This is a genomic window from Mesorhizobium sp. WSM4809 (assembly GCF_055811655.1).
On record NZ_JBVVQW010000004.1, the window covers coordinates 144,897 to 170,270 of the forward strand.

At 63.2% G+C, this 25,374-nt stretch carries 18 protein-coding genes and 2 pseudogenes; 6 read left to right on the plus strand and 14 right to left on the minus strand.

Features of this window, described 5'->3' with window-relative positions; translation table 11 throughout:
- Window positions 1–355: 355 nt before the first annotated feature.
- From AC0L24_RS11940 to cueR, 4 genes and pseudogenes are all read right to left on the minus strand, one after another.
- Window positions 356–1,311 (minus strand): annotated as a pseudogene (locus AC0L24_RS11940) (IS1595 family transposase).
- A 111-nt stretch (window positions 1,312–1,422) separates the two neighbouring features.
- Complete coding sequence (locus AC0L24_RS11945) at window positions 1,423–1,683, minus strand: hypothetical protein (RefSeq protein ID WP_473563737.1); 261 nt, start codon at window positions 1,681–1,683, stop codon at window positions 1,423–1,425.
- A gap of 941 nt (window positions 1,684–2,624) precedes the next feature.
- Window positions 2,625–3,056, minus strand: coding sequence for an OsmC family protein (locus AC0L24_RS11950; protein WP_127382669.1), 432 nt, complete (start codon window positions 3,054–3,056; stop codon window positions 2,625–2,627).
- 58 nt (window positions 3,057–3,114) lie between these two features.
- Window positions 3,115–3,537 (minus strand): Cu(I)-responsive transcriptional regulator, encoded by a 423-nt coding sequence (gene cueR, locus AC0L24_RS11955; protein ID WP_127382668.1) that lies wholly within the window; start codon window positions 3,535–3,537, stop codon window positions 3,115–3,117.
- Window positions 3,538–3,763: 226 nt separating this feature from the next.
- On the opposite strand from cueR, the gene AC0L24_RS11960 reads away from it, so the two are divergent.
- Entirely contained in the window at window positions 3,764–4,381 is a 618-nt protein-coding gene (locus AC0L24_RS11960; protein WP_127397760.1) for a L,D-transpeptidase, read from the plus strand.
- Window positions 4,382–4,492: 111 nt separating this feature from the next.
- Here AC0L24_RS11960 and AC0L24_RS11965 read toward each other — a convergent pair whose 3' ends face one another.
- The 7 genes from AC0L24_RS11965 to AC0L24_RS11995 all read right to left on the minus strand — a co-directional run bounded on the left by AC0L24_RS11965 (window position 4,493) and on the right by AC0L24_RS11995 (window position 12,805).
- The gene (locus tag AC0L24_RS11965; RefSeq protein WP_127269475.1) at window positions 4,493–4,819 is read right to left on the minus strand and encodes an NIPSNAP family protein; all 327 of its coding nucleotides are present in this window, start codon (window positions 4,817–4,819) and stop codon (window positions 4,493–4,495) included.
- 82 nt (window positions 4,820–4,901) lie between these two features.
- Window positions 4,902–5,471: a NifU family protein gene (locus AC0L24_RS11970; RefSeq protein ID WP_023811631.1), complete on the minus strand. Its 570-nt coding sequence runs from the start codon at window positions 5,469–5,471 to the stop codon at window positions 4,902–4,904.
- Window positions 5,472–5,627: 156 nt separating this feature from the next.
- Entirely contained in the window at window positions 5,628–6,119 is a 492-nt protein-coding gene (locus AC0L24_RS11975; RefSeq protein WP_013528063.1) for a universal stress protein, read from the minus strand.
- A gap of 93 nt (window positions 6,120–6,212) precedes the next feature.
- Window positions 6,213–7,280, minus strand: coding sequence for a tryptophan--tRNA ligase (gene trpS / locus AC0L24_RS11980; protein WP_127256391.1), 1,068 nt, complete (start codon window positions 7,278–7,280; stop codon window positions 6,213–6,215).
- 172 nt (window positions 7,281–7,452) lie between these two features.
- Window positions 7,453–9,060 (minus strand): murein biosynthesis integral membrane protein MurJ, encoded by a 1,608-nt coding sequence (gene murJ / locus AC0L24_RS11985; protein ID WP_128289498.1) that lies wholly within the window; start codon window positions 9,058–9,060, stop codon window positions 7,453–7,455.
- Between the two features lie 46 nt (window positions 9,061–9,106).
- Complete coding sequence (locus tag AC0L24_RS11990) at window positions 9,107–11,908, minus strand: [protein-PII] uridylyltransferase (RefSeq protein ID WP_127808116.1); 2,802 nt, start codon at window positions 11,906–11,908, stop codon at window positions 9,107–9,109.
- A 78-nt stretch (window positions 11,909–11,986) separates the two neighbouring features.
- Entirely contained in the window at window positions 11,987–12,805 is an 819-nt protein-coding gene (locus AC0L24_RS11995; RefSeq protein WP_127395943.1) for a glycosyltransferase family 25 protein, read from the minus strand.
- Between the two features lie 185 nt (window positions 12,806–12,990).
- On the opposite strand from AC0L24_RS11995, the gene AC0L24_RS12000 reads away from it, so the two are divergent.
- From AC0L24_RS12000 to AC0L24_RS12010, 3 genes are all read left to right on the plus strand, one after another.
- Entirely contained in the window at window positions 12,991–15,495 is a 2,505-nt protein-coding gene (locus tag AC0L24_RS12000) for a heavy metal translocating P-type ATPase (RefSeq protein WP_473563738.1), read from the plus strand.
- 43 nt (window positions 15,496–15,538) lie between these two features.
- Window positions 15,539–15,931, plus strand: a complete 393-nt coding sequence (gene copM, locus AC0L24_RS12005; RefSeq protein WP_013528057.1) for a CopM family metallochaperone — start codon at window positions 15,539–15,541, stop codon at window positions 15,929–15,931.
- 84 nt (window positions 15,932–16,015) lie between these two features.
- Window positions 16,016–16,861 (plus strand): aldo/keto reductase, encoded by an 846-nt coding sequence (locus AC0L24_RS12010; protein WP_473563739.1) that lies wholly within the window; start codon window positions 16,016–16,018, stop codon window positions 16,859–16,861.
- Here AC0L24_RS12010 and mutS read toward each other — a convergent pair whose 3' ends face one another.
- Window positions 16,862–19,591: a DNA mismatch repair protein MutS gene (mutS, locus tag AC0L24_RS12015; RefSeq protein ID WP_473563740.1), complete on the minus strand. Its 2,730-nt coding sequence runs from the start codon at window positions 19,589–19,591 to the stop codon at window positions 16,862–16,864.
- A gap of 213 nt (window positions 19,592–19,804) precedes the next feature.
- Between mutS and AC0L24_RS12020 the strand changes: the two genes are divergently transcribed.
- Window positions 19,805–22,084 carry an NADP-dependent malic enzyme gene (locus AC0L24_RS12020; RefSeq protein ID WP_127395289.1) on the plus strand — a complete coding sequence of 760 codons (2,280 nt, stop codon included), beginning with the start codon at window positions 19,805–19,807 and terminating at the stop codon, window positions 22,082–22,084.
- Window positions 22,085–22,117: 33 nt separating this feature from the next.
- Here AC0L24_RS12020 and AC0L24_RS12025 read toward each other — a convergent pair.
- Together AC0L24_RS12025 and AC0L24_RS12030 are read right to left on the minus strand one after the other, a co-directional pair.
- A pseudogene (locus tag AC0L24_RS12025) lies at window positions 22,118–22,818 on the minus strand (antitoxin Xre/MbcA/ParS-like domain-containing protein).
- A gap of 391 nt (window positions 22,819–23,209) precedes the next feature.
- Window positions 23,210–24,202 carry an adenosine kinase gene (locus AC0L24_RS12030; protein ID WP_292133643.1) on the minus strand — a complete coding sequence of 331 codons (993 nt, stop codon included), beginning with the start codon at window positions 24,200–24,202 and terminating at the stop codon, window positions 23,210–23,212.
- 221 nt (window positions 24,203–24,423) lie between these two features.
- Between AC0L24_RS12030 and AC0L24_RS12035 the strand changes: the two genes are divergently transcribed.
- Window positions 24,424–25,341, plus strand: coding sequence for a DMT family transporter (locus AC0L24_RS12035; protein WP_127321750.1), 918 nt, complete (start codon window positions 24,424–24,426; stop codon window positions 25,339–25,341).
- The last annotated feature ends 33 nt before the right edge of the window (window positions 25,342–25,374 follow it).

The window sequence follows — 25,374 nt, forward strand, 5'->3', positions numbered from 1 at the left end:
ACGGGAATGCGGCCCTAAACGACTAGCAACCGATAAGAGGCGATAGGGCCTCGCGATCACAAGTGGTGACCACTGTAGAATCGCACTTCTATCGTCTCTTTTCAAGGCCCCTCGCCTGAAAGAGGTGACGTGATGGTTTGGGTATGCCCCTACCAGCGCTTCCGCTTTGGCCGCACCGAATTCGTTTGCGGCCACTATCGCAGCCGATAAGACCGGCGCCAGCGGCGTAGCCGCCTAGCTGTCCGATCAACCAGACTCGCCGGGGATTTAGGTCCCCGGCTTTTTCTTGGCCCTTGCATATCGCCAGTAAGGCAATTCGAGTTGGATGGGCTTTCGGAAGTGCGTCCGCCTTTCGTCAAGCAGGTCTTTGATACCGGAGGCGCTTGCCAGCGGCGCCCTTCAACGCGATGAATGCGCGGGTTCCGTCATCGACGCCAAGCGCGATGCGGTTGCTGTAACGGAAGTCTAACTCAGCGAGGTAGCGGTGCAGGTGGTGTTCGCCGCAATGCTGATAGACGCCCTTCATGCCGCGCTTGAAGATCGAAATAGAAGCCTTCCACGGTGTTCGTGTGGATGGTCTTTTCGCCTTCGTAGCGGACGTATTCATCCTTGGAGTGCGTGACGACATCGTGCGTGGCGAATTCCTGGCCCACGCGGCGGTACATGCCAGCCTCGTCAGTCATCAACGCGCTTTCCTTGGCGATGTTGGCGCGGACGAATAGGCATAACCGTTCCAATGCGGGCGGTATCGACATGGAACGAACGGGCACGGCCACCACGCTCGACAAGGGTAACGACAGTGTTCTTGTGAGCGCCGCCACCGCGCTTAACCTGAGTGCCGGCAAGGCGACCTGTGTAGGTCTCGTCAACCTCGACGGTCTTGCCGTTGCCGCCAAGCGGGGAGAGATCGCCAGAAGCCATTGCAAGGCGAATGCGGTGGCACAGGAACCATGCGGCTTCATAGGTGCATTCGAGTATGCGGTGCATCTGGTGGGCGCTAATGCCCTTCTTAGAGGCGCACATAAGGTGGATAGCCTGAAGCCACTTGGTAAGCGGCAGATGGCTTTCCTCGAAAATAGATCCCATGCGAACCGTGAACTGCGAGCGGCAAGCGCTACACTTGTACAGGCCATGACGCTCGACACCGTGGGGGTTCTTTTTGGAGGCCTTGGTGCGAACGCCCTTCAACGCATAGTGGCGGTCAACGGAGCCGCACTTGGTGCAGACCGGACCATTCGGCCACAAGATGCCTTCCACATGCTCGAAAGCCTTGGCTTCGTCGTGGAACTCGGGGCGGGACAGAACGGACATGGAAATCTCCTATGCCCTTACCCCACGTAAGCAGTTTGGGTTTGTCAACCGGATAATCACCTTTATGCAGACGATTGTATATTCGATATACCCGGATATACCCAAAAGAAGTCAGGCATTGATCCTTGAAAGATTGAGTTTGCGGTGCGTACCGTCGCTTCCATGGGGACGGGTGACGCAAAATCGAACACTAAGGAAGGCCAACAAGTATGGGCCTTTGACCTTGACGCTCTGCGCAAGGCTTTCAGAAAGTCCGTTCGGGAGCATAAAGTCACGGCGGCTGATTGGGCGGAACACGCCAAGCAGTTCCTCGAAAAACAAAGAGATCGTCAGCGCGAATCGACTTGATATGCCGCGCCGATCAATTTCCACTTAGTAACCTTAAGATAGCAGAAAAAAATCTTTGCGCGTTACCAACCAAAGTCAGATGCAACCGCTTTAGTTCCGCGAATGTCGAATGGCATAAGCAGGGAGACGTCGCTGCGACACTTCCGTGAAGTGCGCAACCCATCTGCGGGTGGCGCATGGCTTTCTGTAAATTAGCTAAAGCTAATTTAAGTGAAAGGTGATATTTTAGAAGCAGCCGGGGCTCCCCCAATACACCCCGCTCCGGTCAGGCCCGGTGGCGGTCCACCCAAAGGAAGGCTACCGGGCCGATCCCTGCAACCAACCGGTGATCCGCTCGTTGACCCCATGCCGGGTTGATCCCCCGGCACTCCAGGACCTGCCCGCTGCCGAGGGGCGGCGGGCCTTTTTTGCCGATTGGATTCAAGCCCGCAGCGATAGCGAAGGCTCCGGCGGATGCCGGAGCCTTCGCGTTTGGTGATCCCGTCAGAAGTGAATCCAGAAGGATCTGCGGAAGCATCGCCGGCGCCAATAGCCATTGCGCCAATAGCGACGGCAAACCCGCCTCCACCCGCGTCGGCGACGGCGGCGGTGCCATCTGCGGTGCCGCACGAACTCGACGCCGTCCTGAACATCGGGACCATCCGGGCCGAGAATGTCGTCGGATGATTTGTCGAGTTCATCGAGAATGCCGGGCCCCGTATCAGGGATGCCGGCCAGGGCGGTGGCAGGACGCGCGATTGCGACGACGGTCGCAGCCCCTGCAAGCCCAAGCATTCCAGTCAGAAACAATCGCCGATCCATGCCAACCTCCATCGTTGATCATTGCGACAAGGGAAGACATAGAGCGGCAGATTGACGCGCCCAGATGCCGAAGAAAATTGGGTCAATCCCCCTGCCGTGCCGGCGGCGGATCTTTTTAGCGGTCTCCGACAATCCACGCGGCCAAATGCGCCTGTTCCCAGGGATCATTCCTCCGACAAGCCGGTCGCCGTTGCGTCCGTTTCAATGCTCACCGGCACGCCCTGGCGCAGGGAGTTGCTGACCGTGGAAATCGCCGCGGCCCTTGTGATGATCTCCGCCGGGTCGGAGCCGTCCAGCGTCGTGCATGAAACCTTCATGATTGACGAGGTCGCGAGCAAAGGCTTGCCTTCGAGGTTCAGCGTGACGGTCACCGCGATCTTGTTGAGCGTTACACCCATTTCCTCGGCGACGTAGCGAAGGTCGTTGCAGAAGCAGCCGCCGATCGCCAGGGCGAGCAGTTGGCCGCCATTGAAGCCCAGGCCCATGCCGCCGGCCTTGCCTTCGGGCCGGTCGACGATGATCGTGTGGCCGCCGGCCCAGCCCATGGCGGCTTGCGTGTCCTCCACATTGCGCAGTTCGACGGTCATCGAGACCATTGCTGATGTCCTCCCGGCAGGAGTCGACCAGGCGTCGGGCCTCGTCGACGTAGAGTCATTATGCAGGCGCAGAGGCGGCCTTGTCGCTGGGCAACGCCGCCCCCGCCATGTCATCAAGGATCGGACAATCCGGCCTTTCGTCGCCGTGGCAGGCATGGATCAGTTTCTGCAGCGTCGAGCGCATCGACTGCAACTCGCGCACTTTCTCCTCGATCGCCGTGACATGGGCGGCGGCGATTTCGCGCACGTTCTGGCTGGCGCGGCTGCGATCCTGGTAAAGCGCCATCAACTGGCGGCAATCGTCGATGGAAAAGCCGAGATTGCGCGCGCGGCGCAGGAAGGCCAGCCGATGGATGTCGTCTCCGGAATAATCGCGGTAGCCGTTGGCGGCGCGCGCCGGGGCGATCAGGCCGATCTCTTCATAGTAGCGGATGGTCTTGGCCGGCAGGCCGGAGCGGTGGGCGGCGTCACCGACATTCATGACGGTTCTCCTCGATTTCCAGGAGCCCACGGAGCGGGCCCCTTGAATTTGCTTCACAATCCTGTGGGCACTGTTGCCAAAATGCCATAGTGATACGCTTACCGGTACGTCAAGGCAGGCATATAGGCATCGCACGCTTGGCAAGCAAAGCAAATGCCAGCATGAATGATGATGAGAGAGCGGCCGACTCGTGCCGCCGAAGTTGGGCGGGGCACCGGATCACCTGATGCGCATGAAGTCGTTTGCAATCATCGCCGCACTGGCGCTCTCCACTGCTATCGCCGGTTGCAGCACCATCGGCTCGCAGATATTCTCCAACAACTACGGCGCGGTCACCGACGCAGGTTATCAGCTGCCGCGCATCCCGATCGAGAAAGTGCCGATGAAGTACCATCGGCAGGAAGTGAACTACGACAGCCCGGAAAAGCCGGGCACGATCATCGTCGATACGCAGAACAAGTTCCTCTACTTCATCGAGGGCGACGGAAGGGCCATTCGCTACGGCATCGGCGTCGGCCGCGAGGGCTTCGAGTGGCATGGCACCGCCCACATTGCGCTCAAGCGCGAATGGCCGACCTGGACGCCGCCGAGGCAGATGATCCAGCGCCAGCCGGAATTGGAAAAGTTTGCCGGCGGCATGGAGCCGGGCCTGAAGAACCCGCTCGGCGCGCGCGCCATGTACCTGTTCAACAAGGGCGGTGATTCAGGCTATCGCCTGCATGGCAGCCCGGAGTGGAATTCGATCGGCAAGGCGATGTCGTCTGGCTGCATCCGCCTGATGAATCAGGACATTATCGACCTCTATGACCGCGCCTCGGTCGGCGCCAAGGTCATCGTTCTCTAGAGGCAGTTTTCGTACGCGGACCGTCTAGGCAACAACGGACGTCCCAAGCAGAAAACCGGGCAATTCGGCCCGGTTTTTTGTTGTTTGCGCGATGCGACGCCTGCTCGGTGGTCAGGACACCGCCGAGAACGAGGTGGGAGCCAAAATTTGGTTGGTGATTGTCTCGGTGATCTGGCCGTCACGCTCGGAATCTTCCCGCGCCTGTGTCCAGGCCGGGTCCTTCACGAACGCCGTCCAGCGCTCTTCGCGTTCGGCCAGCGATTCCCATGCCAGCATGTAGGTCAGGTCGTTGTTCGAAGCACCGATCAGCGTGGTAAAGAAACCCGCTTGGCGGATACCGTGCTTTTCCCACAATTTGAGGGTGATCTTGTCGAAACGATCAAGAAGCGCCGGCAAGCGCCCCGGCAAAGCCCGGTAAACCCGAAGTTCGTAGATCATTTTGGAGTTCCTTCTGGCCGAGGCGCCGGAAGCGAAGAAATCGGACCAGATGGTCAGCAGGGTAGAATTTTAAAAGGGGGCGTCAGGAGACCTGCTCGACCTGTTGCACTTCCGGCACGAAATGGCGCAGCAGATTCTGAATGCCGTGCTTCAGCGTCGCCGTCGAGGATGGGCAGCCGGCGCAGGCGCCCTTCATGTGCAGGAACACCGTGCCATTCTCGAAGCCGCGGAAGGTGATGTCGCCGCCATCCTGGGCGACCGCCGGGCGCACCCGCGTGTCGAGCAGTTCCTTGATGGTGATGACCAACTCCTCGTCGGCCTTGTCGTAGAACTCACCGGTCTGGCTGGTCTCGGCGGCCGGGCCGGCCTTGGCCATGACGGGCGCGCCGGACATGAAATGCTCCATGATGGCGCCGAGGATCGCCGGCTTCAAATGCTGCCAGTCGGGGCCATCCTTGGTCACGGTGATGAAGTCATAGCCGAAGAAAACGCCGGTGACGCCAGGAATTTCGAACAGCCGGCCGGCCAGCGGCGAGGCGACGGCGGCGCTGTCGGCATCGCGGAAATCGGCGGTGCCTTCCAGAAGCACTTCCTTGCCGGGCAGGAATTTCAGCGTCGCCGGGTTTGGCGTCGATTCGGTCTGGATGAACATGGCCGTCTCCGTGCCCGTTTGGGCATCTAGTTTGGAACAATTCTAAATAGGCTCAATTGGCTGGACATTCAAGCGAAACGCATCGCCGGAACAGCTGGCTGGCGGAATGTTTTTTCGCGCCCATCATCGGACCGGCATCACCTGAAGAGCAGAATCTCAGGCCAGGCTGTCGATTTCCTCGTCCGACAGGTTCTGCGGCACGACAGTCACCGGGATCGGGAAGGCGGCACCCTTGCCGGCCACGGCGCCGACCAGCGGCCCCGGCCCTTCCTTGCCCGCACCGGCGGCCAGCACCAGGATGGCGATGTCCTGGTCTTCCTCGATCAATTTGTGGATCTCTTCCGTCGGCTTGCCTTCGCGCACCACCATCTCGGGCTCGATGCCGAGCTTCTGGCGCACCTTGTTGGCATAGCTGTCGAGCGCGGCGCGCGCGGTGGCGTTGGCTTCCTCGCGCATGATCTTCTCGACACCCAGCCAATGCTGGAAATCGTCCGGCACGATGACATAGAGCAGCACCAGCGTGCCGCTGGTGCTCTGCGCCCGTTTCGAGGCATAGGCGACGGCACGCTCGCATTCCGGCGTGTCGTCGATGATCGTCAGGAATTTCCTGCGATGGCCGGCTTCGCGGCTGAGGCGTTTGGAGACCATGTCTATCTACTCGGTGTCGTGCGGCCGCAATCTGCCACTGCGGGGGACCGGCGGCAAGTCGCCGGCCTTGTGCCAGTGCACCCGATGTCGCGATCAGCCCTGCAGCAGGCCGATAATGTCGCGCACCGTCTTCATCGTCGCTTCGGCCAGCACGCCGGCGCGCTCGCCGCCGTCCTTGAGCACAGCGTCGACATAGGCGCGGTCATCCGAAATGCGGCGCATCTCGCTGGCGATCGGCGCCAGTTTTTCCACTGCAAGATCGGCCAAGGCCGGCTTGAACACGGAAAACTGCTGACCGGCGAATTCCTTGAGTACATCCGCCTTCGATATCTCGGCGAGACCCGCATAGATGCCGACCAGGTTCTCCGCCTCGGGCCGGCCGGCCAGGCCGTCCAGCTCGCTCGGCAACGCTTCCGGGTCGGTCTTGGCCTTGCGGATCTTCTTCGAGATGTCGTCGGCATCGTCAGTCAGGTTGATGCGCGACAAATCCGACGGGTCCGATTTGGACATTTTCTTGGAGCCGTCCCGCAGCGACATGATGCGCGCCGCCGGCCCGCCGATGACCGGCTCGGTCAGCGGGAAATAACCGTTGACGGTCTCTTCGCCGACCTGCATCTCGACGCCGACGCCAAGGGCCGCGATGCGGTCGGAGAAGTCGTTGTTGAATTTCTGCGCGATGTCGCGGGTGAGTTCCAGATGCTGCTTCTGGTCCTCGCCCACCGGCACGTGGGTGGCACGGTAGAGCAGGATGTCGGCAGCCATCAGCGAAGGATAGGCAAGCAGGCCGAGCGAGGCGTTCTCGCGATCCTTGCCGGCCTTGTCCTTGAACTGCGTCATACGGTTCATCCAGCCGATGCGCGCCACGCAATTGAAGATCCAGGCGAGCTCGGCGTGCTGCATGACCCGCGACTGGTTGAAGACGATGTGCTTCTTCGGGTCGATGCCCGAGGCCAGGAACGCAGCGGTGATCGACCGCGTCTGATCGGCCAGGTCTTCATAAACGAGTTGGGCTGTCAGCGAATGCAGGTCGACGACGCAATAGATGCAATCGGAGGTGTCCTGCAGGGCAACGAATTTCTTGATGGCGCCGAGATAGTTGCCGAGGTGCAGATTGCCGGTCGGCTGGACACCGGAAAAGACGAGTGGCTTGAAGGCGGTCATGATTGTCCTCATGGCTTGTGGAGGGCCGTATAAGCGTGATTCCGAAAAGTTGCAGACTTTTCGGAGCCAATCGCGCGGCTGGAAACCGCGCGCGGCGAAAGTCTTGCGACGGCGCGCTTATGGACGAAGACGGCGCTGCGATCAAGACGGCGCTGCGGGCGTGTCGGGCGCTCTACTCGTCCAGGTCGGTCTTTGCGACCGGTGGCGCCGACTTGCCCGATCCCCGCTTGACGTTGCGTCGGATCATGCCGAAATCGGCACCGCCTGTGGCGAAGGCGGTGATGAAATAAAGCAGCGCTCCGCCGGCAACCAGCGACAGCAGCGTCGTCGCCTTGACCGCCAGCGGCGAGCCCGGCCCTAGCCTGACGGCGAACCAGTGCTCGGCAAAATAGAGTGCCGCCCCCATTACGGCCGCCGACAGCACCAGCCGTGGAATGCGCTTCATCAGCGGCACGTCGCGCCCCCAATGGCCGCGCCGGATCAAGACGCCGAGCAGCATCACCGCGTTGACCCAGCCGGCGACGGCCGAGGCCACAGCGATGCCGGGCGCGCCCATCCGTGGAAACAGCGTCAGCGCCGTGGTAACGTTCACCGCCACCGAGATGGCGGCAAAGATCATCGGCGTGCGCGTGTCCTCGCGGGCGAAATAGCCTGGGGTGAACGCCTTGATCAGCACGAAAGCCGGCAGGCCGAGGCCGAAGATCGCCAGGATCGCCGCCACTGTCGGCGTCGAGCCGTTGGCGGCGAACGCGCCGCGCTCATAGACCAGCCGCACGATCGGCTCCGACATCACCCAGAGTGCCGCGGCTGCCGGCAGCGTCAGGAACAGCGTGAACTCGACCGAGCGGTTCTGCAGATTGGCCGCCTCGATTAGATTGCCCGACTTCAGCGCCCGCGACAGTTCGGGCAACAGCACGATCGCCACCGCAACACCGACCACGCCGAGCGGCAATTGGTAGATGCGGTCGGCATAGGCGAGCGAGGATACCGCGCTGTTCTGCGCCGAGGCGATCGCCGTGCCGATCAGCTGGTTGATCTGGGTGATGCCGCCGGTGATGGCCGCCGGCAGCGCCAGGATCAGCAGCCGCTTGACCGCGGGCGTCATTTTCGGCCGGCGGAAGCCGATCGAGATGCCGGCGTGGCGCACCGCCACCCAGACGATCGCCAGTTGCACCAGTCCGGCGGCAAGCACGCCCCAGGACAGCCCGTAGCCGACGGTGAGGGCATCCGAGCCCTTGTACCAGGCATACGCGAGCACGCCGATCAGGATGATGTTGAGGAACACCGGTGCCACCGCGGCGGCGAAATAGCGGCGCAACGAATTCAGCATGCCCGCCATCATCGCGCCCAGCGACATGCAGATCAGATAGGGAAACATGATCGTCGCCAGCGTCACCGTGGTGTCGAACTTCCCCGGCGTGCCGGCAAAACCCGGCGCCACCAGAAAGCGCACGATCAGCGGCATCGACAGTTCCATGATGATCGTCAGCGCCAGCAGCGCCGTGAACAGCACGCCGAACACTTCCTCGGAAAAGCGCTTGGCGCCTTCGGTTCCGTGGGTTTCGATCTCCTTGGCGAACAGCGGCACGAAGGCGGCGTTGAAGGCCCCCTCGGCAAACAGCCGGCGAAAGGTGTTGGGAAACTGGAAGGCGGCGTTGAAGGCATCGGCGACCGGTCCGGTACCGAGGGCGGCAGCCATCAGCATCTCGCGGCCGAAACCGAGCGCGCGGCTCATCAGCGTGCCGGAAGCGACCGTTGCGAATTTCTTGACGAGGCTCATGCTTTTGGGAACTGCCTGCGCAATTGGGACAAAGTGATGGTCGTTGTCACTCGGCCGCCGCCCTGGACTTGCCGCCGCGTTCGGGCACGATGCCTTCGAGCGTTGCCATCAGCCGATTGCGGATGGTGGCGATGCGGGCCGGGCTATCTATCTTCTGGCCAGTGAGATCGGTGACATAGAAAGTGTCGATGACCTTTTCGCCGAAGGTGGTGATGTGGGCCGATGCGATGTCGAGCGACAGGTCGGAAAGCGTTCCGGTGATCTCCGACAGCAGTCCCGGCCGGTCGAGGCCCTCGACCTCGATGACCGAAAAACGGTTCGACAGCGTGTTGCGGATTTCGGCGCGCGGCGGGATCTTGAACACCTTGGAGCCGCGCCGCGGCTTGGTGCGCTTCTCGATCATTTCCGGCAGCCAACTCTTGCCCGACAGCACGTCCTCGATCAGCCGGCCGACACGCTCGGCACGCCGGCGCTCGTCCTCGTCGCGATCGAATTCTCTGCTGATCAGGATCGTGTCGAGCGCGCGGCCATCCGACGTCGTGAAGATCTGCGCGTCGACAATGTTGCCGCCGGCTCCGGCGCAAGCCCCGGCGATGACCGAGAGCAGGCGGGGGTGGTCCTGCGCCAGCACGGTGATTTCGGTCACCGCCTCGAACTGGTGGGTCTTGACCATGGTGGCAAGCTTGTTGCCTGACACGTCGGCTTCGCGGATGAACTCGGCATGGCGCAACTGGTCTGCGAGATCGACGGTCAAAAGGTAATTCTCGTAGTGTTGGCCGACATAGCGCTTGCGGGCCTTGTCCGGCCAGTCGGCAAGCGCCTCGGCCAGGCGCTCGCGCGCCGCCGCCGTGCGCTGCGCGCGCGACACTTCCGAAAACCCGCCGGTCAGCAGCAATTCGGTCTCGTAGTAGAGCGTGCGCAGCAGCTGGCCCTTCCAGCCGTTCCAGACACCGGGTCCGACGCCCCTGATGTCGCAGACGGTGAGGATCAAAAGCAGCTTCAGCCGCTCGACCGACTGCACGATCGCGGCAAAATCCTCGATGGTCTTGCGGTCGTTGAGGTCGCGGGTCTGCGCCGTCATCGACATCACGAGGTGGTTCTCGACCAGCCAGGCCACGGTTTCGGTATCGGCAGGCGACAGCCCCATATGCGGGCAGATGCGACGGGCGATCCTGGCCCCGGCCTCGGAATGGTCCTCCGGCCTGCCTTTGGCGATGTCGTGCAGCAGTACGGCGACATAGAGCGCCTCGCGGCTCTTCTTCAGGCCCGGCATCAGCGTGTGCGACAAGGGGTGGACCTTTTCGCCGTCGCCGCGCTCGATCTCGGCCAGCACGCCGATGCAGCGGATCAGATGCTCGTCCACCGTGTAATGGTGGTACATCGAGAACTGCATCATGGCGACGATCTTGCCGAAATCCGGGATCAGCCTGCCGAGCAGCCCGGCTTCGTTCATGCGACGCAGATTGAGTTCGGCATTGCGATCCGAGGTCAATATGTCGAGGAACAGCCGGTTGGCCTCCTCGTCGCGCCGCAGCGACTTGTTGACCAGGCCGAGCGAACGGGTCAGCAGCTTCAGCGCGTCAGGGTGGAATTCCAGACCGTGCTTGTCGGCGAACCAGAACAGCCTGAGCAGATTGACCGGATCGCGCTCGAACACCAGGTCGTCGGCGATGTTGATGCGGTGGTTGTCGACAATGAAATCGGAGGTGCCGGCCAGCTTGCGCTTGCGCCTGGAGAAAGTCAGGAAGATGCGGTTGAAGCCAGGAACGTGCTTGGCTTGCTCCTCCTCGAGCGCAGCGCAGAAGATGCGGGTCAGGTCGCCAACGTCCTTGGCAACGAGGAAGTAGTGCTTCATGAAGCGCTCGACCGCCGACAGGCCGGGGTGCGTGGTGTAGCCGAGCCGTTCGGCGATCTCGCGCTGGATGTCGAAATGCAAGCGCTCTTCGGCCTTGCCGGTGAGGAAATGCATGTGGCAGCGTACCGCCCACAGGAAATCCTCGGCCTTCTGGAACTCGCGGTATTCGCCCTCGGTGAAGACGCCCTTGTCGACCAGTTCCTCGCCGGTGCGCACTCGATAGAAATATTTGCCGATCCAGAACAGCGTCTGCAGGTCGCGCAGGCCGCCCTTGCCGTCCTTGACGTTGGGCTCGACCAGATAGCGGCTTTCGCCGGCCTTGGCATGGCGGTCATCGCGTTCGGCAAGCTTGGCCTGAACATATTCGGGGCCGGTCGTGCGCACCACCTCATGGTCGAACCGCAGCATCAGTTCATCATAGAGCTTTTCCTCGCCCCACAGGAAACGTGCTTCGAGGATCGAGGTGCGAATGGTGACATCGGTGCGCGACAGGCGCAGGCATTCGTCGATGTTACGGGTGGCGTGGCCGACCTTCAGCCCCAGGTCCCACAGCATGTAGAGCATGTATTCGACTGTCTGTTCGCCCCACGGCGTCTGCTTGTAAGGCAGCAGGAACAGAAGGTCGATGTCGGACCCTGGCGCCAGCGTTCCACGGCCGTAGCCGCCGACAGCGACGACGGCCATGCGCTCCGCCGAAGACGGATTCTTGACCCGGTAGACGTGGGTGACGGCGAAATCGTAAAGCGCCCGGATGATCTCGTCCATGAGGTGCGACAGCCGCGCCGCGCAGGCGCTGCCGCCGCCATCGTCCATCAGCATGCGTTCGGCGATGGCGCGCCCTTCCGCCAGTCGTCCCTTGAGCAGTTGGAGCACGCCATTGCGCGCGACCTGCCCGGAGCCGTCGCCCGCCGTGGCCGCGGTCAGCGCGGTCATCTCGCGGCGCAAGGCTTCGCCGTCGATCAATTCGTCGAGCTTCAGGGAGATTCTTGCCATATACCCAGCCGGCCTTGCCGTTCGGCGGCGTCTATAGCGCGTTTTCGCGACGCTGGGTATGGGGCGTTGAAAGCCGGTTCAAGACCCGGCTGATCTCTGGCTCGGATAAGTAAATGGAATGACCATTCTCCGCTTCAGTCGACAGAAATCGGCAATGCGCTTGCCTATTCGCCGAGCCTCGGCTTTTACCGTCGCTATGGCTGTCTTTCTGCGTCTCCCGGTCCCGACGGCGCACTGGATATCGCGCTTTTCCCTGAGCAGGCTTGGCAATTGGAGCGCCCTGTCGCCAAGGAACTGATCTTGTGCGCAGAGCGCAGGAACAAGCTGATAGATCGTCTCGCCTCGCAAAACCGAAAACTCGGGGTTGAAGACAAGGTCGTCGACAGCGATGCCGATCTCCTCTGTGGCCTTGATCAGGTCGAGCGCGGTTTGCCTGGAGATGATGTAGCCGGCGGTTCCTATATGTCCGGCGTCGAGTTTGGATGTGGAAAAGCCGTGACCGATGGCAATGCGCTTGCGTCGGATCACGGTCTTGCAAAAATAGCTTTCGAGCTTGACGACTTCGGCATCGGCTGGAATCCAGTCGCTGTCGCGAAGCAATGCGCCGGCTTTCGCGGCAAAGACGATGTCGTCCTCGAAGATTGCCCCGTAGCGAGCGTCGCCTTGCGCGATGGCGGCCCAGCAGGCCCGGTGACTGAGCAGGCAGGCGATCTCGCCGTCAGTCAATGGCAGCCTGTTCCGATATCCGACATTTTGCGGCAGCTGGTCCAGGTCCGGCCGATCCCGTGCGTCGATGGCCTGAACGCGTTCGAATGGGACGTCGATGCGGGCAAACTCCGCCGTCACACGGGCAAGGCGATCGGGAGACCGATCGAGATTGATGACCAGACGCTTCATTGCCAAAGAAAATCTCACCCCGGGACGCTCGCTCTCTAGCAGGCGTGGTGTTGCCGCGTGAGACTTTTTTTGGGGTGGATGGACGCGCGGTGGACCGGAGAAGAAAAGTCGAAACAGCCCTTGACCTTCCAGTTACTGGAAGCCCTATCTCCACGTCACACACCGATCCATCGAGGCATTTTCGAATGACGCATTCCGATCACGATCATCACGCGCATGGTAGCTGCTGCTCGACAAAAGGCGCGGTGCCCACCACGAAGAGCGTCGTCCGCGACCCGGTCTGCGGCATGACTGTCGATCCGGTCGCCGGCAAGCCGACGACCGAGCATAATGGCCATCCCTATCATTTCTGCAGCCAGGGCTGCCGCGCGAAATTCGTCGCCGAGCCGGAAAAATTCCTGACGGCCACCGATCCGGTCTGCGGTATGAGCGTCGACCGCGCGACAGCCAGGCACTTTGCCCGCCACGAAGGCCAGGGCTTTCACTTCTGCTCGGCCGCCTGCCAGGCGAAATTCGAGGCGGAGCCGCAAAAATATCTCGGCGACAGGCCGGCACCGCAGCCGATGCCCAAAGGCACGCAATACACCTGCCCGATGCATCCCGAAATCATCCGCGACAAGCCAGGATCCTGCCCGATCTGTGGCATGGCGCTGGAGCCGATGGGCGTACCAACGGGCGACGAAGGGCCAAATCCCGAGCTGGTCGATTTCACCAGGCGGTTCTGGGTGAGCGCTGCCTTGTCGGTCCCCCTTCTGATCATCGCCATGGCACCCATGATCGGCCTGACGTTTGAAGGTCTGGTCGAGGACCGGGCAAAAGTCTGGATCGAACTGGTCCTGGCAAGTCCGGTGGTGCTTTGGGCCGCCTTCCCCTTCTTCCACCGGGGCTGGGACTCGCTCGTCAACCGCAGCCCCAACATGTGGACGCTGATCTCGCTCGGCGTTGGTGCTGCCTATCTCTACAGCGTCGTAGCCACGCTGTTTCCGGACATTTTTCCGCATCAGTTCCGCGGCCATGGCGGTGCGGTACCGGTCTATTTCGAGGCTGCTGCCGTCATCGTTGCGCTGGTCTTCCTTGGCCAGGTGCTGGAGCTGCGCGCCCGTGAAAAGACCGGCTCGGCAATCCGCGCCTTGCTTGATCTCGCGCCGAAGGCCGCGCGGCTGATCGCCGCCGATGGGTCCGAAGGGGATGTGCCGCTCGACGCCGTCAAGGCCGGCGATCGCCTGCGCATACGCCCCGGTGACGCCGTGCCGGTCGATGGCACGGTGCTGGAAGGGCGATCCTCGATCGACGAATCGATGATCACGGGCGAGCCGTTGCCGGTCGAGAAGGTCGAGGGCGATGCGCTGACCGGCGGCACGCTCAACAAGAATGGTGCGCTGATCATGCGCGCTGAGAAGGTCGGCGCCGAGACGACGCTGGCGCGCATCGTCGATCTCGTCGCCAAGGCGCAGCGCTCGCGCGCCCCGATTCAAGGGTTGGCCGATCGCGTTTCTTTCTACTTTGTCCCGGCCGTCGTCCTTGTCGCGATTGTCGCTTTCATCGCCTGGGCCGTGTTTGGACCCGAGCCCAGCCTGATCTTTGCCATCGTCTCGGCGGTGTCGGTGCTGATCATCGCTTGCCCCTGTGCGCTCGGCCTCGCCACGCCGATGTCGATCATGACCGCCACCGGGCGCGGAGCGCATGCCGGTGTGCTGATCAAGGAGGCCGCAGCACTCGAACGCTTCGCTTCCGTCGACACGCTGATCGTCGACAAGACGGGGACGCTGACCGAAGGCCGGCCGAAGCTGACCGATGTCGTTGCGGCAAACGGTTTTTCCGAGGAGGAATTGCTGGCGCTTGCCGCCGGTCTGGAGAAGGGGTCGGAGCATCCTCTGGCTGAAGCCATCGTCGACGGCGCTGCTACGCGCGGCGTGACCGTTGCCGAGGCCAGCGCCTTCGAGGCGGTCACCGGCAAGGGCGTGTCCGGTTCGGTCTCGGGAAAGACGGTCGCGCTCGGCAATGCCGCGATGATGGCGGACCTTGGCGTCGACACCGCATCCATCTCGGCCAAGGCCGAGGCGCTGCAGCTCGAAGGCAAGACGGCGATGTTCGTCGCTGTCGACAAGAAACTGGCCGGCATCGTCGCCGTCGCCGACCCTATCAAGGCAACGACGGCCGAGGCGATCAAGGCGCTGCATGAAAGCGGCTTGCGCATCATCATGGCGACCGGCGACAATGAACGCACGGCCAACGCGATCGCCAGAAGCCTCGGCATCGACGCGGTCCGCGCCGGCCTGCTGCCGGAACAGAAGGCAGCCCTTGTCGAGGAACTGCGCGCAAAAGGCGCCGGTGTTGCCATGGCCGGCGACGGCGTCAACGATGCACCAGCGCTTGCAGCTGCCGATGTCGGCATCGCCATGGGCACTGGCGCCGATGTCGCCGTCGAAAGCGCCGGTATCACTCTGGTCAAGGGCGACCTCAATGGTATCGTGCGCGCCCGCACGCTGGCCCAGGCGACGATCCGCAACATCCGCCAGAACCTGTTCTTTGCCTTCCTCTACAATGTGCTTGGCGTGCCGGTCGCCGCTGGCGTGCTCTATCCGCTCACCGGCACGCTTCTGTCGCCGATGCTGGCGGCGGCGGCGATGAGCCTGTCTTCGGTGTCGGTGATCGCAAACGCGTTGCGGCTGAGAACATTGAAACTCTGATCCAAGCCCCCAAATACGAAACCCATCCAACAGGAGACCATGAATGACCTTCGCCAAAAAACTCGTGCTGCTGCTGATGGCGGCCGGAATGCTGGTTGCCGTCTTCCTCGAAAGCGTTCCGGCGCAGAGCGAAGAGATGAAACACGACATGGGCGCCATGGCTACGGATGCGACCAGCCCTTCGACCGAAGGCTACAAGGCGGCGATGGACAAGATGCATGCCGACATGATGGCATCCGACTACACCGGCAATGCCGACGTCGATTTCGTCAGAGGCATGATCCCGCACCATCAGGGTGCGATCGACATGGCCAAGGTCGAACTTGCCAATGGCAAGGACCCGGAAATTCGCAAGCTGGCCGAAGGCGTCATCGCCGCGCAGGAAGCCGAGATCAAGCAGATGCAGGCCTGGCTCGCCGCCCATCCGGTGAAGTAAGTCTTCAGCCATCGCCAGCGCGGCGAGAGCGCCTCTGGATTTCCCGTCCAGCCTGTGATGCGATCGGCCCAAATGGAGCCCGCCATGCCGTCGACCATCAGAACCACCAAACTGCCCTCAGGCGAAGCCGTTCAGGTGCTTGGCCAGGGCACATGGAAGATGGGCGAGAATAACAGTCGCCGCACCTCTGAGGTCAACGCCCTCAAGCTTGGCCTCGACCTCGGCATCACGCTGATCGACACCGCCGAAATGTATGCCAGCGGCGGCGCCGAGGAGGTGGTGGCCGAGGCTATTGCCGGGCGCCGCGACGAGACCTTCCTGGTCTCGAAAGTTCTACCGTCGAACGCTTCACGCGCGGGCGTGCAGCGCGCCTGCGAAAACAGCCTGAAACGCCTGCGTACCGACCGCATCGACCTCTATCTCTTGCATTGGCCTGGCAGCGTGCCTCTGACCGAAACGGTCGCGGCTTTCGAGACCTTGAAAAAGGCCGGCGAGATCCGCCACTGGGGCGTCAGCAATTTCGACACCGACGAGATGGAAGAGCTGATTGGCGTGCCCGATGGCGGCAATGTCCAGACCAACCAGGTGCTTTACAATCTGGTCCGGCGCGGCCTCGAATTCGACCTGGCGCCCTGGAGCCGGCAGCGCAACATTCCGCTGATGGCCTATTCGCCGGTTGAGCAGGGCGCGTTGGCGCGCAATGCCAGGCTCGACGCGATCGCCGCTCGCCACGATGCGACCTCCGCGCAGATCGCCCTGGCCTGGGTGGTGCATCAGGAGGGCGTCATCGCCATCCCGAAAGCCAGCAGCCAGGAGCATGTCCGCCAGAACGTCGCGGCGCTCGACATCAAGCTGACGCCGCAGGACATCGCCGATCTCGACCGCGCCTTCCCGCCACCAGCGCGCAAGCGCGGGTTGGAGATGATCTGACTATGTCCCCGCCAGCCCCTTCAGCCGGTAGAGTGCTTCCAGTGCCTCGCGCGGCGTCATCTCGTCGGGATTGATCTCGCCGAGCGCCGCCCCCAGCGCATCGCTTTTGGGCGGCTTCGGCGCTTCCCGCTTCACCGCCACCGAAAACAGCGGCAAATCGTCCACCAGCCGGTTCGTCTTGCCCGAAACCTCACCTTCCTCAAGCTGGTGCAGCACTTCCTTGGCCCGGTCGACCACCGCTTCCGGCAGGCCGGCCAGCCGCGCCACCTGCACGCCGTAGGAGCGGTCGGCGGCCCCCTTGCCGACCTCGTGCAGGAAGACGACGTCGTTTTCCCATTCCTTGACCCGCATGGTCACGTTGGAGAGCCGCGCCAGCTTGCCGGCCAGCGAGGTCATTTCGTGAAAGTGAGTAGCGAAGATCGCCCGGCAGCGGTTCTTCTCATGCAGATATTCCACGGCCGCCCACGCGATCGACAGGCCATCGAAAGTGGCGGTGCCGCGGCCGATCTCGTCGAGGATCACCAGCGCGCGTTCACCAGCCTGGTTGAGGATCGCCGCCGTCTCGACCATCTCGACCATAAAGGTCGAGCGGCCGCGCGCCAGATCGTCCGAGGCGCCGACCCGCGAGAACAGCCGGTCGACGACGCCGATATGGGCGGATGTCGCCGGCACGAAGGAGCCGGTCTGGGCCAGGATGGCGATCAGTGCGTTCTGCCGCAGGAACGTCGATTTACCGCCCATGTTGGGGCCGGTCAAAAGCCAGATCGCGCCGTTCCTGGCGCTGCCCTCCGGCGACAGGTCGCAATCATTGGCAACGAACGGGCCTTCGCCCGAACGGCGCAAGGCCTGTTCGACCACCGGATGCCGCCCGCCCGCAATCTCGAAGGCAAGGCTGGAATCCACCACCGGCCGGCACCAGGCTTCGCTTTCCGATAAAAGCGCGAGCGCCGCCGAGACGTCGAGCACGGCCAGCGCATCCGCGCCGGCGCGGATATTCTCCGCTTCACCGACCGCTTCCATCGTCAGCGCGTCGAAGGCGGCAAGCTCGATGCTGAGCGCCCGGTCGGCGGCATTGGCGATCTTGGTCTCGAGTTCGGCGAGCTCGGTCGTGGTGAAGCGCATGGCGTTGGCCATGGTCTGGCGGTGGATGAAGCGCGCCTTGGCGCCATCGCTGCCGGTCATCACCGCATGATGGTTGGCGGTCACCTCGATATAGTAGCCAAGCACATTGTTGTGCCGGATTTTCAGCGAGCGGATGCCGGTCTCGTCGATCAGCGAGCGCTCCAGCCCGGCGATCACCTTTCGCGATTCGTCGCGCAGCGCCCGCATCTCGTCGAGATCGGCATGGTAGCCGCCGCGCAAGAAGCCGCCATCGCGCTTGAGCAGCGGCAGTTCGTCGCCAAGCGCCTGGGTCAGATGCTGGGCCAGCGCCTCGGGCAGAGCATGGATGGCGGCCAATGCCGCCGCAAGTTCCGGGGGCAGGGCGGTCGCGGCAAAGATTTCGGCGATCGCGCCTGCCGCCTCGAAGCCGGCGCGCAGCGCGCCAAGGTCGCGCGGCCCACCCCGGTTGAGCGCCAGCCTCGACAGTGCGCGCGGCATGTCGGCAACGCTCTTCAGGCTCGACCGCACCGCTTGGCAGAGCCGCGTTTCGGAACGGAAGAACGACACCGAATCCAGCCTGGCGCCGATGGCCGCGGGATCGGTCAGCGGCGCCATCAGCCGGTCGGCGAGCAACCTTGCGCCGCCGCCGGTCACCGTGCGGTCGATCGCCTTGAACAGCGACCCTTCGCGGCTGCCCGACAGCGTGCGCAGCAGTTCCAGATTGCCGCGTGTCGCCGGATCGATGAACAGGGTCGAGCCCTGCTCTTCGCGCTCGGGCCGCGACAGCGGCGGGCGCTCGGCCTTCTGCGTCTTCTCGACGTAGGCGATGGCGCCGGAGATCGCCGACAGTTCGGCGCGCGAAAAGGCGCCAAAGGAGTCCGGTGTCGCCACATCGAAGAAGCGGCCGATGCGTCCCGTGGCCGAGGCCGAATCGAACAGTGATGGTGGCTGCGGGCTGGCGACGCGGCCGAGCACGTCGAACACCGGCTTCAACTCCGGATCGTGGAACACCGGCTCGGCGACGATCAGCTCGCGCGGATCGACACGGAAGATATCGGCCAGCAGCCGGTCGGCGGTGGTGTCGGTGACGCGGAAGGCGCCGGTCGAGATATCGATCCAGGCCAGCGCAAAGGAGTGGTCCGCTCCGCCCTTCACCCGCCCCAGCGCCATCAGGAAACTCGATTCCGAGGGCGCCAGCAATTTGTCCTCGGTGATGGTGCCCGGTGTCACCAGCCGCACCACGTCGCGGCGCACCACCGATTTGCCACCGCGTTTCTTGGCTTCGGCCGGATCCTCGATCTGTTCGCAGACGGCAACGCGGAAGCCCTGGCCGATCAGCTTTTGCAGATAGTCGTCGGCGGCATGCACCGGCACCCCGCACATCGGGATGTCGAGCCCTTGATACTTCCCCCGTTTGGTCAGCACGATGCCGAGCGCCCGGCTCGCCTTCTCGGCATCGTCGAAGAACAGCTCGTAGAAATCGCCCATGCGATAGAACAGAAGCGAATCGGGGTTCGCCGCCTTGATCTCGATAAATTGCTCGATCATCGGCGTGGCGCCGGCGTGGACGGTCGGCGCCGGCGTCATCGCCTCGGGGGCGTCTGGCTCGTTCGGGCTGTGCATGTTCATGCGCGGCACGCTAGCAGATGTGATGATGCGGTTTAATGCCGGCGCTTCGAAAAACAGGGGACGACGGGACGGCAGCTTGTCCGCAATTGCCGATGCGGACGGCGATTCCAGCGCGCTGGCGGTTTACACGCGGCGGCGCGTGGTCTTAATTCGGACCGAAACAAAGCACCCGCTTCAAGGAGGTGCTGCACCGGTGAGGAAATCAAGAACATCATGGCCAGGAAAACCGAGAACAGCGGTCCGTCCGTCAGTGCGCAGGAAGCGCTCGAGTTCCACGCCATGGGTCGGCCGGGCAAGCTGGAGGTCGTCGCCACCAAGCCGATGGCGACACAACGCGACCTCAGCCTCGCCTATTCGCCTGGTGTCGCGGTTCCGGTTCTGGCCATCGCCGAGGACCCCAGCCGCGCCTTCGACTACACGACGCGCGGCAACATGGTCGCCGTCATCTCCAACGGCACGGCTATCCTCGGTCTAGGCAATCTCGGCGCGCTGGCCTCCAAGCCGGTGATGGAGGGAAAGGCGGTGCTGTTCAAGCGCTTCGCCGATGTCGATTCCATCGATCTCGAGGTCGACACCGAGGACGCCGACGAGTTCATCAACTGCGTGCGGTTCCTCGGGCCCTCTTTCGGCGGCATCAATCTCGAGGACATCAAGGCGCCGGAATGCTTCATCATCGAGCAGCGCCTGCGCGAATTGATGGACATTCCCGTCTTTCACGACGACCAGCACGGCACCGCCATCATCTCGGCGGCCGGCCTGATCAACGCGCTGGAAATCACCGGTCGCGACATGAAGACCACAAAAATGGTCTGCAACGGCGCCGGTGCGGCCGGCATCGCCTGCATCGAGCTGATGAAGGCGATGGGCTTTGCGCCGGAAAACATCATCCTGTGCGACACCAAGGGCGTCGTTTTCCAGGGCCGCACCGAAGGCATTAACCAGTGGAAATCGGCGCATGCGGTCAAGACCGAGGCGCGCAGCCTCGCCGAGGCACTCGATGGCGCCGATGTCTTCCTCGGCCTCTCCGCCAAGGGCGCGCTGACCACCGCCATGGTGCAGTCGATGGCCAAGAACCCGATCATCTTCGCCATGGCCAATCCCGATCCGGAAATCACGCCGGAGGAAGTGGCGGAGATCCGCACCGACGCCATCATGGCCACCGGTCGCTCTGATTACCCCAACCAGGTCAACAACGTGCTCGGCTTTCCCTATATCTTCCGCGGTGCGCTGGATGTCAGGGCAACCACCATCAATGACGACATGAAGATCGCCGCCGCGCAGGCGCTGGCGGCATTGGCACGCCAGGATGTGCCCGACGATGTCGCCGCCGCCTATCAGGGCAACCGGCCGAAATTCGGCCCCAACTACATCATCCCGGTGCCGTTCGACCCGCGCCTGATCTCGGCCATTCCGATCGCGGTCGCCAAGGCGGCGATGGATTCAGGCGTCGCCCGCAAGCCGATCCTCGATCTCGACCGTTACGCGCAGGAGCTGTCGGCCCGCCGCGACCCGATCGCTTCGACCCTGCAGCGCATCTACGACCGCGTGCGCCGCCAGCCCAAGCGCATCGTCTTCGCCGAGGGCGAGGAGGAACAGGTCATGCGCGCCGCCGTCTCTTATGTGAACCAGCGGCTCGGCACCGCCATCCTGCTCGGACGCGACGACGTCATCAAGGAAAACGCCAAGCACGCCGGCATCGACCTCAACAAGCAAGGCATCGAGATCATCAATGCCAGGCTGTCGCGCCGCAACGGCATCTATACCGACTATCTCTACGAGCGCATGCAGCGCAAAGGCTTCCTGTTCCGCGACTGCCAGCGCCTGATCAACAACGATCGCAACCATTTTGCCGCCTGCATGGTGGCGCTGGGGGACGCCGACGGCATCGTCACCGGTGTCACCCGCAACTATTCGACCGCGCTCGACGACATCCGCCGCGTCATCGACGCCAAGCCCGGCCACCGCGTCATCGGCGTCTCGATCGTGCTGGCGCGAGGCAAGACCGTGCTGGTCGCCGACACTGCCGTGCACGATATGCCGAATGCCGAGCAGATCGCCGACATCGCCGAGGAGGCAGCCGGCTTTGCCCGCCGCATGGGTTATGAGCCGAGGCTTGCCATGCTCGCCTATTCGACCTTCGGCCATCCGCAGGGCGAACGCTCCGAACGCGTCCAGGAAGCCGTGCGTATCCTCGACAAGCGCCGCGTCGATTTCGAATATGACGGCGAAATGGCCGCCGACGTGGCGCTCAATGCGCGGGCCATGGCGCAATATCCGTTCATAAGGCTGACCGGCCCGGCCAATGTGCTGATCATGCCGGCGTTCCACTCGGCCTCGATCTCGACCAAGATGCTGCAGGAACTCGGCGGCTCGACCGTGATCGGCCCGCTGCTGGTGGGGCTGAACAAGCCGGTTCAGATCGTGTCGCTGAACGCCAAGGACTCGGACATCGTCAACATGGCGGCGATCGCGGCGTATACGGCGGGGACTTGAGCGGCGAGCCTTAGCGGTGAGTCCGGGAGGCGTTCAGCCCGGCGCGAACACGCGCGCGGCCTCGACGACCTCGTCCACCTGATCCTGCCGCAGCAAGTCGATCGGGACGCGGCCGTCGAGCTGCGCCGAGGGGCGAGTCAGCCACAGCCACGCCAGTCTGGGATTGCTGATCAGCGACAGCACGTCGCGAATGCCCGCTACCGGCCGGCCGTCGACGAACTGCGCCAGCGGAAGACATGTTTGCGGCCGCCCTTGCGCAAGGCGATGACCTCGCCCCGCCGCTGCCAGCGGTGCAGGGTCGAGCGGGCGATACGCAAATTCTCTTCCAGATAGGTCGAGCCGGCGACGCGGCCCGCCCAGTCCTCGATCAGCATCGATTCGAGATCGTCGGATTTTGGCAGCGAAGGAGGCTCGACATCGGCCAACGGGGTCGTCGGCGGATTGATCACGCCGGCTATACCGGCTTCGCTGCGGCGCGCGGCTTCCGCCGCCAGCGCGCGCACGAATTTCGAGGCCAGGCCGGGCAGGTCGGCATGGATGGCGTCGATAGCGCGCTGGTGCTTCGGTGACAGCAAGGTGACGGCGGACGCTATGCTGCCGGCGATTTTGCCGACCGAGACCATGGTGGGCTTGTTGATAGTCTCGTCATAGCGGGCAAGCGCGCGTTCGACGTCTTCGGCGACCATCTCGGCGAAGTCGTCCTGCTTGAGGCCTTGGATCTGAAATCTGTTCATACATCTGTCTTCTGGGCCGCGCTCCCCTCCCACAGCTGCGGCCGGCTTTTGAATCTCTAGAGCGTAAAGCGGAAATCGCGACGGCAACAGATGCTGCGGCCCGACAGCATGCTGTCTAGCATTTCTTGACCCCCAACTAACTGAGGGCGCACCGAAATGTCAGTCGCGGGACGCCCGGATTGCGTGTAGGTGCGATGTATGACAGCCGCGCGACGGTGAGAAGCGGAGGCGGCCTTCCCTTCTCCCCCTGTGGGAGAAGGTGGATTGGCGCGCAGCGCCAAGACGGTTGAGGGGTGTAGGACGGAGTACCGTCAGTGCCAAGCTGGAGCACCCCTCATCCGTCGCCTTCGGCGACACCTTCTCCCACAGGGGGAGAAGGGAAGAGCTTTCCCTACAGCAACCCCGCCTGCTCAGCCTCGCGGCGCAGATTCTGCCGTGGCCTGGGGCCGATCTGCTGGATCACCAAGCCGGCCGCCAGTGAGCCAAGATCGCCGCAGGTCTGCAGGTCGCGGCCTTGCGTGTAGCCATGCAGGAAGCCGGCGGCATAGAGATCGCCGGCGCCCGTCGTGTCGACCAGTTCCTTGATGGCGGTCGCCTTGATGACCACGGTCTCGTCGCCGCGCACGATCACCGAGCCTTTTTCCGAGCGGGTCACGGCGGCGATCCGGCAATCCTTGCGGATCTGGGCCAGCGCCTCGTCGAACGACGACGTCTGGTAGAGCGACTTGATCTCGTGGCTGTTGGCAAAGACGATGTCGACCGTGCCCGAACGCATCAGCTCAAGGAATTCGTCGCGGTAGCGGTCGACGCAGAACGAATCCGACAGTGTCATCGACACTTCTCGGCCTGCTGCGTGCGCCAGCTTCGCCGTCTGGCGGATTGCCTCCTTGGCGCGCGGCGGGTCCCACAGATAGCCTTCGAAATAGGTGACCTTGGCGCCAGACGCCTTGTCGGCTTCGACATCCTCAGGGCCAAGCTCGACGCAGGCGCCGAGATAGGTGTTCATCGAGCGCTCGCCGTCGGGCGTGACGAAGATCATCGAGCGCGCCGTCGGCGGCTCACCCTTGAGCGGTATGGTGTCGAAGGCGACGCCCTGCGCATGGATGTCGTGGGCGTAAATTTCGCCCAGCGCATCGTTGGAGACCTTGCCGAAGAAGGCGGCGCGGCCGCCGAAGCTGGCGACGCCGGCCGCCGTGTTGCCGGCGCTGCCGCCGGACGCCTCGATCGCCGGCCCCATGCGGCTGTAGAGCAGTTCGGCGCGCTGTGTGTCGATGAGGTTCATCGCGCCCTTGATGATGCCGTTGGTCTCGAGGAATTCCTCGTCGCACTGGGCGATGATGTCGACAATGGCATTGCCGATGCAAAGCACGTCATAATCCGGCATCAAAATCTCCGCCAAAACCCGAGCCGGCTTCTTGCCACGCCGGTCCGGCGCGGGTCTAGCGATTTGAAACCGGTTTGCCTAGGGCGTGACACGCAACTTTGGCGGAACAGGCAAAAGGCGCATCAGCCGCGAGGCGCTATGACAATTCGACCGTGGCCGAAGCATTTCATCGCCGGGCCGCCTACAAGCATGGCTCACCCGATCCCGTTTGAAGGCGAGCCATGCCGACAAAGAACGAGCCTGCAAAGAACGACATGACCACCGACCTTGCGCTGCTCGTCGTGCTGGCGGTGCTCTGGGGCGCCTCCTACACCTTCATCAAGATCGGCGTCGAAACCATCCCGCCGGTCACCTTCATCGCCGCCCGCACCCTGATTGCCGGTGGTATCTTGTTTGCCATCCTCCGCTGGCGCGGGCTCGCCATGCCGGGCGATGCGGCAAGCTGGCGCCGCTTCGCCTTCCAGGCCTGCCTCAACAGCGTCATCCCGTTCACCCTGATCGCCGCGGCGGAACGTTCGGTCGATGCCGGCCTCGCCACCATCCTGAACGCGACCTCGCCGATCTTCACCTTCCTCTTGACAGCGCTCATCACCCGCCACGAGCCGGTCACGGTGCGCAAGCTGATTGGCGTCGGCGCCGGCATTGCCGGCATCTGTCTCATCATAGGCACGCAGGCACTGGGTGGTCTCGGTCACGAGTTGTGGGCGCAGTTGGCCATCGTAGCGGCAACAATCTGCTATGCCGGGGCCGCCATTTTCGGCCGCGGCTTCAAGGGTCTCGATCCGATGCTGCCTGCCGCGGGTTCGATGCTGTGCGGCGCCGTCATCCTCGTGCCCCTCAGTCTGGTGTTCGACCAGCCGTGGACGCTGGCGCCTTCGGCCGCATCGATTCTGGCCCTGCTCGGCCTGTCGGTGTTTTCCACCGCATTGGCCTTCGTCATCTATTTCCGCCTCATCCACACGCTGGGTTCGGTCGGCACCACCTCGCAGGCCTATCTGCGGGTGCCGATCGGCGTCGGCATCGGCGCCCTTTTCCTCGGCGAAAGCCTAGGCTCGACGGCATGGCTGGGCATGGGTTTTGTCGTGGCTGGGGTCGCCGCCATGACCATTCCGGTTCGAAAGCCAGCATTTGCGCGGTAGAGCAATTCCAGGACAAGTGTGAAGCGGTTTTCC